Origin of the sequence: Arthrobacter sp. 18067, from assembly GCF_902706295.1 — a bacterium.
In the GTDB taxonomy this organism is placed as follows: Bacteria; Actinomycetota; Actinomycetes; order Actinomycetales; family Micrococcaceae; genus Arthrobacter.
In genome coordinates this window covers 46,117-60,089 of sequence record NZ_CACSJJ010000029.1, presented here as the reverse complement: position 1 = coordinate 60,089, position 13,973 = coordinate 46,117, and the positions used below count along the sequence as shown (strand labels likewise).

General features: G+C 63.3%; 11 protein-coding genes and 1 pseudogene. 5 read left to right on the top strand and 7 right to left on the bottom strand.

Annotated elements, in window-relative coordinates; genetic code table 11:
• Positions 1-439, bottom strand: a pseudogene (locus GVL04_RS22270) (urocanate hydratase); the annotation flags it as partial.
• Positions 440-602: 163 nt separating this feature from the next.
• Between GVL04_RS22270 and GVL04_RS22265 the strand changes: the two are divergent.
• Positions 603-1,037: an SRPBCC domain-containing protein gene (locus tag GVL04_RS22265; protein ID WP_159708612.1), complete on the top strand. Its 435-nt coding sequence runs from the start codon at positions 603-605 to the stop codon at positions 1,035-1,037.
• Here the strand turns inward: GVL04_RS22265 and GVL04_RS22260 are convergent.
• On the bottom strand, positions 1,034-1,840 hold the full coding sequence (locus GVL04_RS22260) for an IclR family transcriptional regulator (protein WP_159708610.1): 807 nt from the start codon (positions 1,838-1,840) through the stop codon (positions 1,034-1,036). The two genes, GVL04_RS22265 and GVL04_RS22260, sit on opposite strands and share 4 nt — an antisense overlap.
• A gap of 171 nt (positions 1,841-2,011) precedes the next feature.
• Positions 2,012-3,187 (bottom strand): CdaR family transcriptional regulator, encoded by a 1,176-nt coding sequence (locus GVL04_RS22255; protein WP_159708608.1) that lies wholly within the window; start codon positions 3,185-3,187, stop codon positions 2,012-2,014.
• Between the two features lie 174 nt (positions 3,188-3,361).
• On the opposite strand from GVL04_RS22255, the gene GVL04_RS22250 reads away from it, so the two are divergent.
• Together GVL04_RS22250 and GVL04_RS22245 are read left to right on the top strand one after the other, a co-directional pair.
• Positions 3,362-4,669: an MFS transporter gene (locus GVL04_RS22250; RefSeq protein WP_159708606.1), complete on the top strand. Its 1,308-nt coding sequence runs from the start codon at positions 3,362-3,364 to the stop codon at positions 4,667-4,669.
• Between the two features lie 21 nt (positions 4,670-4,690).
• On the top strand, positions 4,691-5,971 hold the full coding sequence (locus tag GVL04_RS22245; protein ID WP_159708604.1) for an ArgE/DapE family deacylase: 1,281 nt from the start codon (positions 4,691-4,693) through the stop codon (positions 5,969-5,971).
• Positions 5,972-6,039: 68 nt separating this feature from the next.
• Here GVL04_RS22245 and GVL04_RS22240 read toward each other — a convergent pair whose 3' ends face one another.
• Positions 6,040-8,118, bottom strand: coding sequence for an ALF repeat-containing protein (locus GVL04_RS22240; RefSeq protein ID WP_159708586.1), 2,079 nt, complete (start codon positions 8,116-8,118; stop codon positions 6,040-6,042).
• A gap of 256 nt (positions 8,119-8,374) precedes the next feature.
• Between GVL04_RS22240 and GVL04_RS22235 the strand changes: the two genes are divergently transcribed.
• Entirely contained in the window at positions 8,375-9,811 is a 1,437-nt protein-coding gene (locus GVL04_RS22235; protein ID WP_159708584.1) for an amino acid permease, read from the top strand.
• Between the two features lie 86 nt (positions 9,812-9,897).
• On the opposite strand, the gene GVL04_RS22230 is transcribed toward GVL04_RS22235, so the two are convergent.
• Together GVL04_RS22230 and GVL04_RS22225 are read right to left on the bottom strand one after the other, a co-directional pair.
• Positions 9,898-10,647, bottom strand: a complete 750-nt coding sequence (locus GVL04_RS22230; RefSeq protein ID WP_017200737.1) for a 3-hydroxybutyrate dehydrogenase — start codon at positions 10,645-10,647, stop codon at positions 9,898-9,900.
• Positions 10,648-10,651: 4 nt separating this feature from the next.
• The gene (locus GVL04_RS22225; RefSeq protein WP_159708582.1) at positions 10,652-12,040 is read right to left on the bottom strand and encodes an MFS transporter; all 1,389 of its coding nucleotides are present in this window, start codon (positions 12,038-12,040) and stop codon (positions 10,652-10,654) included.
• 137 nt (positions 12,041-12,177) lie between these two features.
• Between GVL04_RS22225 and GVL04_RS22220 the strand changes: the two genes are divergently transcribed.
• Positions 12,178-13,074, top strand: a complete 897-nt coding sequence (locus GVL04_RS22220) for a LysR family transcriptional regulator (protein ID WP_159708580.1) — start codon at positions 12,178-12,180, stop codon at positions 13,072-13,074.
• 70 nt (positions 13,075-13,144) lie between these two features.
• Here GVL04_RS22220 and GVL04_RS22215 read toward each other — a convergent pair whose 3' ends face one another.
• Entirely contained in the window at positions 13,145-13,972 is an 828-nt protein-coding gene (locus GVL04_RS22215) for an ABC transporter ATP-binding protein (protein WP_159708578.1), read from the bottom strand.
• Position 13,973: the final 1 nt, after the last annotated feature.

The following is a 13,973-nucleotide window of genomic DNA, read 5'->3' as shown; positions in this document are numbered from 1 at the left end:
GGATGCCCTGGGTGCCGATGTAGATCCAGGACCCGGCCGTCATCTGGCCGTACATCATCAAACCCTCAGCCTCGAGGCGGCGGAACTCAGGCCACGTCGCCCAGTCCCCGACGAGGTTGGAGTTGGCGAGGAGAACGCGGGGCGCCCACTCGTGGGTGCGGAACACACCCACCGGCTTCCCCGACTGCACCAGCAGCGTCTCGTCCTTCTCCATGGTTTCCAGGGTCCGGGTGATCGCATCAAACGCAGCCCACGACCGGACAGCACGGCCAGTGCCGCCGTAAACCACCAGGTCGTCCGGGCGCTCAGCGACCTCGGGATCCAGGTTGTTCATCAACATGCGCAACGGCGCCTCGGTCTGCCACGACTTGGCAGTAAGTTCAGTACCCCGGGCGGCCTTGACCGGACGGGCACCAGTAGTGAAATCGGCGGGTGCCATGGTGACTCCTTCGTCTGTGGGAAGTGTGTGATGGAAAGATCTTCTGCTTCTACTAAAGCCCCTTTATCCCGCGGTCGGAACGGCTTTTGGAGTGGTGCTGTCCGGGATTACAGACCCGCGCCATCCTCTCGCATTCGCCACGCAATGAGCGCATGCTGGACCCATGGCAACGTATCGAGTGACGACGCTCGTTGCAGCACCGCCAGAGCGCGTCTTCGCATTTTGGACGGACCTTGACCGGTTCCAGGAGTGGATCGGAGGGGTTACCAGTGTGACCGACCGCGTCGGCTCCATCGACCAGGCCGGCAGCGGTTACACCGTGTGGTTTGGACGAATGGCAAGCCCCACCGAGATCCTTGAGGTTGAGAGGCCACGGCACATCCGCACCCGCTTCGGCAACGCAATCCTCAAGGGCGAGTCCGATGTGCGGTTTGCTTCCGAGGACGGGGGCACGCGCATTCACCAGGAGTTCGTGACCCGCGGATTCATCTCAGCGCTCGTCGGGCGAATCTTCGCCATGGGGTCCTACCGTGGCAGCTTCCAAGGCGAACTGGAGACCTTCCGTAAACTCGTCGAGCGCGAAACTTTGGAGCCCTAGCCTGCAGGGCGCCCGTGGATCCGGATCGACAGCTCGTCGGCTGCTTTGCGGATGCGGGCAGCCAGGACCGGCCACTGCTCAGCCGGCACTTTGTCCTCCAGGAACGTTACGGCTACTGCCGCCGTCGGCCATCCCACGTGGTCCGTTACGGCGGCGGCGATCGAACCGAATCCGGGGGTGATTTCGCCGTTTTCCGTGGCGTAGCCACGCTGCCGCACCTGGTCCAAATGAGAGGACAACGCGGAGTATTTCATGATGGGAAACTCCACCTCGTGCCGGGACGTGAAGGCTGCGGCATTGGGGTAAAGGGCGCGGACCTGCGACTTTGGCAGGGCGGCCAGAATAGCGCGGCCCGAGGCCGTGAGGTGACTGGGCAGGCGGACCCCGACGTCGGTCACCAGGCTCGGGCGGTTCTTGGCGCGTTCCTCCACGATGTAGAGAACGTCGCGGCCATGGAGCACGGCGAGGTGGGCGCTCTCGCCGATCACGTCCACCAGCGAAGCAAGCATTGGCCGGCCAAGACGCGACAGTGGTTCCTGGCGTGAGTAGGCCGAACTGAGCTCGAAGGCGCTGATGCCCAGCCCATAACGCTGTTCCTCATGCAGGTGCAGGACGAAGCCATTGGCCTCCATCACACCAAGCAGGTGATACACGCTGGAGCGCGGGAGACCAAGCGCGGTGGCAATATTCGACGCCGCCATGGGACCACGGCGCGAGGCCAAAAGTTTCAGGATCCGCAGCGTGTTTTCGGCGGCAGGGACCTTGGAGGTTGCCTTGCCTGGTGCCACTGGCGACGTTGTCATGGTTCCTCACTGCTGGGGGTTCGGTATCTCGTCGAACAGCAAATGTCCGGTATCCCGTACTCCAGCGTGCACCCTTGGCAAGCCACGCACCAGCCCACCACGCCGGGGTGATGTCTGAAATACCAGACTCTTCCCAACGTCGGGTGGCTGGCAGCCGCGAGGCCACCCGCGCTAGGGAGCGCCCGAGGACCTTCCTTGGAATTCCACAGCGAAAGCAATGCGTATGGTTGCAGCATCCCAAGGGATGGAGGGATCAAGTCCGGTCAGTTCCTTGAATCGCGCGAGCCTCTTCAAAACGGTGTTCCGATGGCAATAGAGGGCATCGGCCGTGGCAGACGGCGACCCCGTGTGCAGATATGTCTGCACCGTTCCCAACACATCCCGACGACTCTCGTCGGCCATGCGGCTCAGCCCGTCCACAACGCACGCCGCTACCGACGATGCGATCTCAGGCTGGGCGGTGACAAAGAGGTCCGGCCATCCCTCCAGCAACGTCCTGGGCATCGGAGCGTCGTCCGCGGCGGAAACCAGGAGGTCGTGGGCAATTCCCCAGGCCCGTGGAACGTCCGCCAAGGTCTCGGCAGGTGGTGCGGCCGCCACCCGGAGCCCCTCCGTCCACGACGGCAAGCCGGAGGACGCCCCTGACGTCGGCAGCAGAACCAGCGTCGAGTCGGCCCGCGCATGGATCTGCGCACGCCCACCCGCCTTGGAAGCCCGGGTTCTGACATCAGCAAGCTGATTCAGCGCCACTGCCATCACCAGGTACGGGCGGTCATGCGGAAGACCCAACGTCCTGGCCACATGCATCACCCTGGCAGGCTCCGGCCGGTCCTTCTCCAGGAAGCCACTGAGGATCACCGAGATCTCGGTTTCCCGTTCGCGATGGATCCGGGACACTTCAGCCAAGTAGCCCGCGTGGACCCGCACGGTATGGAACTCAATGGCTTCCCAGAGTTGCACAGCCGAGCGATCCAAGGCTTCACGCTGGGGCGGTGTGGCTTGTGACTGCAAGGTGGTCCACAAGAGACGGAACACCATGCGAACCGCTTGGAGAAGCAACTCCAAAGGGACTCCCTGGGTTGCCCGACGGCGTCCAATCGCCTCCGACACGCCCTGGAGATAGGTGGAAACCGGCATGCCCGCGGCTTTGCGCAGAATCAGTTCCAAGGCCTCGGCAGTGGTTGCCTGCAGGTCATCCCGCGGAATGTTCAGGTGGGCGTAGCCGTCGATCGAGCGCAGCTGGATCAGATATCCCTCAGCCAATCTGTCCAAGTGTTCCAAGCACCAGGCAACCAGCTCGGCAAGTTCCGGAAGGACTGGCTCCTGGGAAGTGCCCTCAGTGTGCATATGCACATCTTACGCACGGAGAACTGGGAGCCTCCGTACCTAGTGCGCAACCCCGTTTCCCGTATCTACTTGAAGGACAGGAAAGCCCGGCACGCGAGCCCAAAGACGCAGCAACCGCGGACCGGCATCCCGCTCCCCATAAGCATCTGCACACACATCACTGAAGGATCTGACATGACTGAGAATGCCCAACGGGCCCCGGACGTCGAGAATCATCATCTGAGTCCCCGCGAAGCGCGGCGGGTCACACTCGCCGCCTTCGTCGGCACCGCGTTGGAATGGTACGACTACTTCCTGTTCGGCACGGCGGCCGCTTTGGTCTTCAACCGGCTCTTCTTCACCAGCCTGGACCCACAAGCGGCGACACTGGCCGCGTTCGCAACCTTCGGCGTCGGATTCCTGGCGCGCCCCCTCGGCGCCGCAGTGTTCGGCTTTGTCGGCGACCGTTACGGACGCCGCCCAGCGCTGTTGATCACTATCGTGGCCATCGGCGTCGCAACCGGCCTTATCGGTGTATTGCCGACATTCAGCGAAGTGGGCCTGGCCGCACCGATCGCGCTGGCCGTCCTTCGCCTGGTCCAAGGACTGGCTGTTGGCGGGGAATGGGGCGGCGCCATGACCATCGCGATCGAGCACGCGCCGAAGAAGACCCGTGCTTGGTACGCCGCCCTCATTCAGATCGGCTCCCCCGTGGGAACCCTGCTGTCCTCGGGTGCTTTTGCCCTGGTGCTGCTGTTACCTGCCGACCAGTTCGACGCATGGGGATGGCGGCTGCCGTTCCTGGCAGCGTTCCCCCTGCTGTTGGTAGCCCTGTACCTCCGCGTGAAGCTGGAAGAATCGCCTGTCTTTGCTGAACTGGTAGCCCACGAGGACCGCGCCAAGGTGCCCACATTCGAGGTCTTCAAGCGCACCGGCGGGCGTCTGGTGATAGCTGTGATGTGCGCGTTCCTGGCCGTTGGCGGTTTCTACATGATCACAACCTTTGCCATCAGCTACGGCGTCGGAACCCTCAAACTGGACCGTGGGCTCATGGTCAACGCCACGCTGATCGCTTCTGTGCTCCAGATCGTGGTCACCGTCATCGCAGGAAAGATGGCCGTGAAAAAGGGTGCGGCCTACATGGTCTTCCTCGGTGGAGCAACAACCGCGATTGCCTCGTTCCCAGTGTTCTGGCTCCTCGATACCAAGGCGCCTGCCGCCGTCGTCCTGGCCGTTGTGCTCGGAATCGTCCTCATGACAGTGGGCTACGCGGGCACAGGATCGGCCCTTGCCGACCTCTTCCCTGCCAGCCTTCGCTACTCCGGTGTTTCCCTCGGATACAACATCGCGGGTGCTTTATCCGGGTTCATGCCGTTCCTGTCCCTCGCAGCTTTGGAAGCTGCCGGAGGCCAGTCATGGGCACCGTCACTGGTCCTGTTCGCCATCGCAGCCATCACCGCGGCCGGAGGCCTACTGGCACGCCGGCTCGCCCCGATCGACTAACTTCACTACCAAAGGAAAACCATGCTCTCGCAGCCGCAGATCGATTCGATCACCAAAGCAGTCGACGACAATTTCGACAAGCAACTCAGTTTCACCGGAGACCTTATCCGCCAGCCCTCGCTCCGAACGCAGGAGGAGTCAGCCCAGGACCTGATGGAGGACGCCCTGAGCACCCGGGGCTTTGTCATCGACCGCTGGGAATTGGACCCCGAAACCATCAGCCGGCATCCCGGCGCCGGCTTCATCAATGTCCCGTATCAGGGTATGACCAACGTCGTTGGCACATATGAGCCTGCGGAAACAACAGGGCGATCCCTCATCCTGAACGGCCACATCGACGTCGTCCCTGTGGGGCCCCACGAGCAGTGGTCACGTTCGCCGTGGGAACCGCACATGGAGGACGGGTGGCTCTACGGCCGTGGCTGCGGTGACATGAAGGCCGGCCTGGTGGCCGGGCTCTACGCCATCGATGCGATCCGCGACGCCGGCCTGGAGTTGGCAGCGCCCCTTTACTTCCAGTCCGTAGTGGAGGAGGAAAGCACCGGCAACGGCACGCTATCGGCGATCCAGCGTGGCTACACGGCAGACGCCGTTCTTATCCCGGAGCCCGAAGAGGACATGCTGGTCCGGGCGAATGTCGGGGTTATTTGGGCCAAAATCCGGGTGGGAGGCAAGCCCACCCACGTCCGCCAGATGACCACAGGCTTCAACGCCATCGATGCCGCGATCGACGTCGTCAAGCAGCTCCGGGTCCTCGAAGCGGAATGGAACGAGGAGCGCGGTAACCACCGCTACTTCGAGCACCTGGACCATCCCATTAATTTCAACATCGGCCAGATCAGTGGCGGCGACTGGCCCTCCAGCGTCCCGGCATGGTGCGAATTCGACCTCAGGGCCGCCCTGTACCCGGGCGTCACGGCAGACGAAGCATGGGAGCAGATCCAGCACCACCTCAAGATCGCCGAGGCGGCATTCCTGTCAGAGGACGCCTACATCAAAGCCGAAAGGACAGGCTTTTACGCCGAAGGCGCCGTGTACGAGGAAGGAACAGACGCCGAGCGGGTCCTGGGCGAACACCACCAGACCGTCTTTGGATCGTCGCTGGAATCATTCACCACCCCCGGGTACATCGATTCGCGGCTCTTTGTCCTCTACTCCGGACTGCCGACCTTGGTCTACGGTCCTCGAACTGAGGAAATCCACGGTTACGACGAACGCGTCAGCATCGAATCGCTGCGTAAAGTCACAAAGACCATGGCACTGTTCATCGCTGAATGGTGCGGCACTACCGAATCGAAGTAGGTCCACAAACAGCTATGACCGCGGGCGCCCCCTTGAGGTGGAGCCCGCGGTCATGGCTTGTGGCTTCGCTAGGAGTTGGGCTTTGCGTCGGAGGGCGTCGCAGCTCCAGCCTTGGCCGGTGCCGGCGTCGAACTCTTGCGTCGCAGCAGGAACGTAATGGCACCGGCAGCAGCCAGGACCAGCGCCGCGATCAGGCCAATGGTCCAACTACTCAGCCCGGTGGAGGAGGCGGACAAAGGAGCCGCCGCCTCTGGCGACAAGGAGTCCGGAGACGCCGATTCGCTGGGCCAGGTGCCAGCCGGCGGGACGTTGATATCAGTAATGTCCGGGCGTTCGGCTCCCATGGGCCCGCCATCGGGGGCCTCGCCGGTCACGGCAAGGGGCCGAGCTTCCGTTTGTGGCCAGGGCACAACAGTTGGAGCCGCACCGGCCAGCTGGGAAGCATCGACCATGGGCAGGTCCAGCGGCGGGTTACCTCCACGCGCCTGGAGCGCGGCTTGGGCGTCCTCCGCCGCCTTGGCTGCTTCGGCGGCCTTCGCAGCAGCAGCCGCCTTACCGGCGTCGACTGCTGCCTTGTCTGCCAGACCGTCGAGTTCGGCGATCATGCCCTCAATTGAGGCAACGTGGGCGGCTGTGGCTTCGTCACGCTTGGCAGCCGCGAACTGTCCGACGGTAGCGAAAGCCTGGAGGTCAGCGCGGCTGCCATCCAAGGCAACGTTGGCGGCCGCGCGCAGTTCCGGACCAGCCTTATCCATGGTTTGGAAGGCCAGAATACGGTCGTCCAGTTCCCGCGCAACAGCGAATCCGTACTCAAGGAAGTAGCGGACATCAGCATGGTTGGCAGAACCCAGGGCAATGTCGGCTGCTTTGTTCACGTAGCTGCCGCCTGCGTCCAGGAGCTGGTAAACGCGCTGCCGATCCGCGACGAAGGCCGATGGTTTAGCTGAATCGAGCTTGCTGGCTTCTGCGTGACCATCGGTGATGAAGGATTTGACGAGAGTATCCCCACCGGCCAAAGCAGCCTCGGCTGCCTTCCGTACCTGGGGCGTTCCAACCAACGCGAGGTCCAGGGTGGCCTGGCGGGCTTCACTGATCAACACGTCCAGGTCGGCACCGGATGCCGTCAGGGTCGACAGGAGGCCGGGCAGTTCCTTTGCCGCTTTTGCGAACGCCTCTCTGGCAGGCTTCTCGGCGGCCAAAGCTGCGTTGTCTGTGACATTGCGCGGAGCAGCCTGCGTCGACAGGAAATCCCAGTCGGCACCCAGTCTGGCGGCATCCGCTTCCCGCGCACCCGCAGCGGTGTTCCGGGCCTGCTCGACGGCGGTCTTCGCCCGCTCAGCGACTGCAGCGGCGCCAACAGGGTTGGCCTTGATGTCATCCTTGACCTGCTGGAGCAGCACGGTCACGGCGGCCGACTCAGTGTGGTGGTCGGCGGCGACAAACTGACCATAGCGAAGGAAATCAGCCACGATGTCATAGTCGTCAGTTGCCAGCGATGCCTTGGCAGCAGCAGAAACAGCTGGATTCGCGGATGCGATGAGAGCATATGCGGCTTGCCGGTCTGTCATCTTTGCTTTGTCCCGCCAACCGGCGAGGACGAACTGCTCCACGGCTTCGTCGCCTTCGTCAAGGCTTTTGGAAGCCTCCCGTTCAACGTGGATGTTGCCGTAGTGAAGGAAGTAGGTTGCAACCGTCCGGAGGTCACCCTTCCACGCCCCGGCCCATCCTGCGGCAAGGAAGGTGTCGATCTTTGCGGGATCATTCGTGGCCAGGACATTCTTCGCCGACAACCTCACATGCTCACTCCCCCGCTCCGTCAGCTCGGTGGCCAGCTGCTTGCGGTCGGCGGCCAGCGGGGCGTCCTGCCCGCCGTCGAGAAATGCCTGCAGCGTCTCCGGGCCACCCACCAAGGCCGTCGCAGCAGCAACGCGCGTTGCCGGTCCGGCCGTCCGCCACAGCTCAAGCACGCCGGCTGCATCAGCAGCGCGGTTGATGTACGGCACAGGAGCCTGAGACGCGTCAGGGACCTCAAAGTCGGGAACGTCGTAGGCCTGCGCAGGAGCAGCGAAGAGCAAGGAAGCCCCCGCCGCGACAGCAACCAGAGCTGCGGCCAACCGGCGGCGCGGACGACGGAATGCAGAGATCAAGAGTCCCCCAATATGGATGCGATGGCAGCACCTGAATCAATGGGGGCGACGCTGAAAGCGAGGGATGCCTGGCCGGTTTGATGAGCTGTCCGCGGTCATCATATCCGACTGGCGACTATGACTTTGACCACCCTGAAACGGCCGTTCGCGAACTGTCTGCGATCAAAGACACCAAACCCCCGTGAGTCCGATCACAAGCGGCCCAAAAGTGATCTGCTGGATAGCGATCCCCTCCCAAAGACGAGAAGGTTTTACTATGCAACAGACCAAGCTGGCTGCGGAGAGCTCTGTGCTCCAAGCCGCGGGTACGGCGCTCAGCCGAGGCCTCAACGTCCGCCACATCCGCTTCATGGCACTCGGATCCGCGATCGGCACGGGCCTCTTCTACGGCTCCGCCTCCGCCATCCAAAAGGCCGGACCGGCCGTACTGCTGGCCTACATCATCGGCGGCGCGGCCGTGTTCATGGTGATGCGTGCCCTTGGCGAAATGGCAGTCCGACACCCCGTGTCGGGCTCGTTCGGCCAGTACGCCAGCAAGTATCTGGGACCGTTCGCTGGCTTTGTTACCGGGTGGACCTACGTGTTCGAGATGGCGATCGTGGCCATCGCAGACGTCACAGCCTTCAGTATCTACATGGGCTTCTGGTTCCCACAGGTGGACAGATGGATCTGGGTGCTCGCGATCATCCTGTTCCTGGGCGCCATGAACCTGCTCAGCGTGAAGGTGTTCGGTGAGCTTGAGTTCTGGTTCTCGCTGATCAAGGTGGTGGCGATTATCGCCATGATCGTCGGCGGTGCGGCGATCGTCGTGTTCGGTTTCCAAACGGGCGACGGCGGTGGCGTGGCACCGGGACTGGGGAACCTCGTGAACCACGGCGGCTTCTTCCCGAACGGCTTCGAGGGGCTCCTGGCTGCGTTCGCCGTCGTGATGTTTGCCTTTGGCGGGATCGAAACGATCGGTATCACCGCAGGTGAAGCCACCAACCCCAAGAAGGTCATCCCTCAGGCAGTTAACACTGTTCCCGTCCGCGTCCTGCTGTTCTACGTACTGACCTTGGGCGTGCTGATGAGCATCTTCCCCTGGAATGAAATCGGCAGCAGTGGAAGCCCGTTCGTGCAGATCTTTGACGGCCTGGGCATCCCTGCCGCTCCACATATCCTCAATGCCGTGGTCATCACTGCCGCTCTCTCGGCGATCAACAGCGACATTTTCGGGGCCGGCCGCATCCTGTTCGGACTGGCGCAGCAGGGCCATGCGCCCAAGAGCTTCAGCAAGATCTCCCGCCATGGTGTTCCGTGGATGACCGTGGTGATGATGGGCGGAATCCTGCTGGTGGGCGTCGTCTTGAACGCGGTCATTCCAGAAGATGTGTTCGTGCTGATCGCATCGATCGCCACGTTCGCCACCGTGTGGGTCTGGGTGATGATCCTCGCTTCGCACGTCGCCATGAAGCGGGAGATCAAGCGCAAGGGACTGCCGGCGTCGGAATTCGGTTCACCGCTGTGGCCCGCTGCCTCGATCCTGACCATGGCCTTCATGGCGATGGTGATCGTGATCCTCGGCGTCTTCGAGGACACCCGGGTGGCGTTGTACGTTGGCGGAACCTGGCTGGTGCTGCTGTTCGTCGCCTACAAACTGTGGGTGCGCGGTGGTGGCCTGCGCCGGGCCGAGCTCGTGGACGAGACTGCCTGACTTCCCGCGCCGAGGTGACAGTTAATGCCAATGTTCTCGCCGAACATTGGCATTAACTGTCACCTCGCGGGTGGACCGGACCGGTGCTACCGCGCAGACCAGCCGCCGTCCATGGTGTAGCTCGCGCCGGTGACCATGCCGGCGTCGTCGGAGGCCATCCACGCTGCCAACGACGCAACTTCCTCCACCTCCACCAGACGCTTGACCGCGGACTCCGTCAGCATCACCTTGGCCAGGACTTCGGCTTCGGGGATGCCGTGGAGCCGTGCCTGATCGGCGATCTGCTTCTCCACCAACGGCGTGCGGACGTACCCGGGGTTGATGCAGTTGGAGGTGACCCCACGCTCGCCACCCTCCAAGGCAGTGACCTTGCTGAGCCCCTCAAGGCCGTGCTTGGCGGAGACATACGCGCTCTTGTATGCCGAGGCACGTAGCCCGTGGACCGACGAGATGTTGATGATCCGGCCGAATCCGTTGGCGTACATGTGCGGGAGTGCGGCCCTGATGAGGAGGAACGGGGCCTCCAGCATCAGGGCCAGGATCCGCCGGAACTCCGCGGGTTCAAACTCCTCGATCGGCGCGACCTTCTGGATTCCGGCGTTATTGACCAGGATGTCGCAGTCCAGGCTGAGTGCGGCCAGGGCGTCCACGTCCAACAGATCAACCGTCCAGGCCGTGCCGCCCAGCTCATCGGCAAGGGCCGCGGCTCCGGAGGCATCGACGTCGGCCACTACTACCTTCGCCCCGCGGGCGGCGAGGGCCCGGGCGCAGGCGGCCCCGATTCCGCTCGCGCCGCCGGTCACCAGTGCTTTGCGTCCGTTCAAGGAGTTGTCCATGGGGCTAGCCTTTCGAAGCGGAAGAAGTAACCAGCCCGTGCCGGATCGCGTCGGCCTCGTCCACCTCTTGGAGCGCGATGCCCTTGGTTTCCTTGAGCGAAACGACGGCGACGACGGTGATGGCGCACGCGACCACGAGGTAGATCGCGGTGGGAACCCACGAGCCGGTGTCCTTGAGCCACTGGGTCGCCAGGAGCGGCGCGAGTGAGCCAGCGAAGATCGACGTGACCTGGGAGCCAAGTGAGACACCGGAGTAGCGCATGCGGGTGGGGAAGAGCTCGGACATGATGGCCGGCTGCCCGGCATACATGAAGGCGTGCAGGCAGAGGCCGATGGTCACAGCGAGCACAATCACAACGGCGTTCCGGGTGTCGAACATGGGGAAGGCGAAGAACGGCCAGGTTGCGCCGGCGATCGCTCCAACCAGGTAAACGGGCTTGCGTCCCCACGAATCCACCAGGCGCCCGACCTGGGGAATGACCAGGAAGTGGATGACGTGGGCGATCAGCAATGCCATCAGGAGCGAGGACGTGTCGTATTTGTGGACGCTCTTGAGGTAGACGATCGCGAAGCTCACCACCAGGTAATACATGATGTTCTCCGCGAAGCGGAGGCCCATGGCCTGGAGGATTCCCTTGGGGTACTTGCGGATAACTTCGCCCACGCCGTAGCTGATGGCCTTGGACTCCTCCACCTGCGCTTTGGCTTCGAGGAAGATCGGGGCTTCGGTGACGTGGGTGCGGATGTAATAGCCAACGAACACGATCACGGCTGACAGCCAGAATGCGACGCGCCAGCCCCAGCCGAGGAACGCTTCGCTGCTGAGGGTGGTGGACATGACGAACAGGACCAGCGTGGCCAGGAGGTTACCCACCGGCACTGCCGCCTGCGGCCACGATGACCAGAAGCCGCGCGACTTGTTGGGGCTGTGCTCAGCCACCAGCAGCACGGCGCCGCCCCATTCGCCGCCAAGGGCAAAGCCCTGGATGAAGCGGAGCGCCACCAGCATGGCCGGTGCCCAGTACCCGATATCCATGAAGCCCGGGAGGCAGCCCATCAGGAAGGTGGAGACGCCCACGATCACGATGGTCAACTGCAGGGTGGGCTTGCGGCCGAGTTTGTCACCGATCTGGCCGAACACGATTCCGCCCAGCGGCCGGGCTACGAAACCTACCGCGTAGGTGATGAACGCCTGGATGATGCCGTCCAGTTCGTTGCCGGTGCTCGGGAAAAAGTACTTGCCGAACACCAAGGTGGCGGCGGTGGCGTAGAGGAAGAATTCGTACCACTCCACCACCGTGCCCACCATCGACGCCGCGACGATCTTTTTCAGGCCGGAGCCTTTTCCGGCGTCCTTCCCTGCTCTTGATGCGGAGCGCTGCTCTACGCTCATATCCATCTCCTCAGTGTCCTCTTTGACCCTTTTGAACGTGCTGTGATCCACAACACGAAATGCTCCACTGAGTATTGCCGCAGATTTGCCGTGCCTCAATGACCAAAGAGGCACCAAGTGTGTGCAAAATTGCAGATATGAAGCCGAACCCCGATGACCTCCTCATCTTCCTGGCCGTCTCACGCTCAGGAAAATTCACGACGGCGGCACAAGCCTTGGGACTGAACCACACCACCGTTTCGCGCAGGATAGCGGCGCTGGAAAAGGCGCTGGGCGGCAGGGTCCTCGCGCGGGCAGCCGGTGGTTGGGAGGTGACGGAGTTGGGCGCCGAAGCCGTGCAGGTCGCAGAGCGGATCGAGGCAGCGGTGGGCGCGCTGGGACCAAGCGACCACGCACCAGACCCCATTACCGGCGTCGTGCGCATGACCGCAACTGATGGATTCAGCGCCTATATCGCGGCACCGGCCGTGGCGCGGCTTCGGCGTGAGCACCCCGGACTCAGTGTGGAGATCGTGACCGTGACCCGGCGGGCATTGCAGCAGCGGTCCGGTTTGGACATCGAAGTGGTGGTCGGAACGCCGCAGGTGCACCGGGCAGAGGCCATCCGGCTCGGAGAGTACCGGTTGGGGATGTATGCGTCCCGTGCTTACTTGAAGGACCACGGAACGCCCGCCAGCATTGAGGAACTCACGCAACACCAACTGGTCTACTTCGTGGATTCGATGCTCCAAGTGGATGACCTGGATGCGCCCCGCAGGTTGGTCCCGACCATGCGTGACGGGCTGAGCTCCACCAACGTGTTCGTCCACGTCGAGGCCACCCGGGCAGGGGCCGGCATCGGGTTTCTGCCCTGCTTCATGGCCGATAGGCACGCTGATTTGGTGCGTCTCCTGCCGTCGGACTTCGCCGAGCTCCTCCCCTACTGGATGGTCCTCCGTCCGGACTCCATGCGCCGCCCCGCGGTAGCCGCCGTCGTGCAGGCCTTGCGGGAGGAGACGGAGAACCGGCGGGAGGAGTTACTGGGGGCAGAATAGCCCGCCGAGGTGGCAGTTAATGGCAATGTTTTCGGAAAACACTGTCATTAAGTGCCACCTCGCGGGGAAATCAGGACCCCAGGGGGATCACCAGCGGTGTGTGGCTCACGGGATCGTCGATGACGATGCACGGCAGGCCGAACACGTGCTCCACCAGCTCGGCCGTCACCACATCGGCGGGCCGGCCCTCGGCAACCACGGCGCCGTCCTTCATCGCGATCAGGTGCGTGGCATAGCGGCAGGCGTGGTTGAGGTCGTGGAGCACGGCCACCAGGGTGTTGCCTTCGCCGTTGAGGCGTCGGAACAACTCCAGGAGCTCGATCTGGTGCGCGATATCAAGGAATGTGGTGGGCTCATCCAACAGGAGCAGCGGGGTTTGCTGGGCAAGGACCATGGCCACCCACACCCGTTGCCGTTGGCCACCGGAGAGCTCGTCCACCAATCGGCCGGACAGCGAGGTCACATTGGTGGCTTCCAGGGCGGCAACAACTGCGGCCTCGTCTGCCTCGGACCACTGCCGCAACAACTTCTGGTGCGGGTAGCGACCCCGGGCCACGAGGTCTGCCACGGTGATTCCGTCCGGCGCAATGGAGGTTTGTGGCAACAAACCGAGACGTCGGGCCACCTCCTTGGCACCGTAGGACGAGATGCTTTTGCCGTCCAGGAGCACCGACCCGGAACTGGGCTCCAGCAGCCGGGACAGCGCCCGCAGCAGCGTCGATTTACCGCAGGCATTCGGGCCCACGATCACCGTGAATTCGCCGTCGGGAATCCGCACGTCCAGCGCCGAAGACACAGTGCGGCCCGCGTAACCGAGGCTCACGTTCTCGGCGATGAGGCGCGCGGCGCCCGTCGCCAACCCAGGAACAGGAACCGGTTCCAGCACCACGTCAGTCATA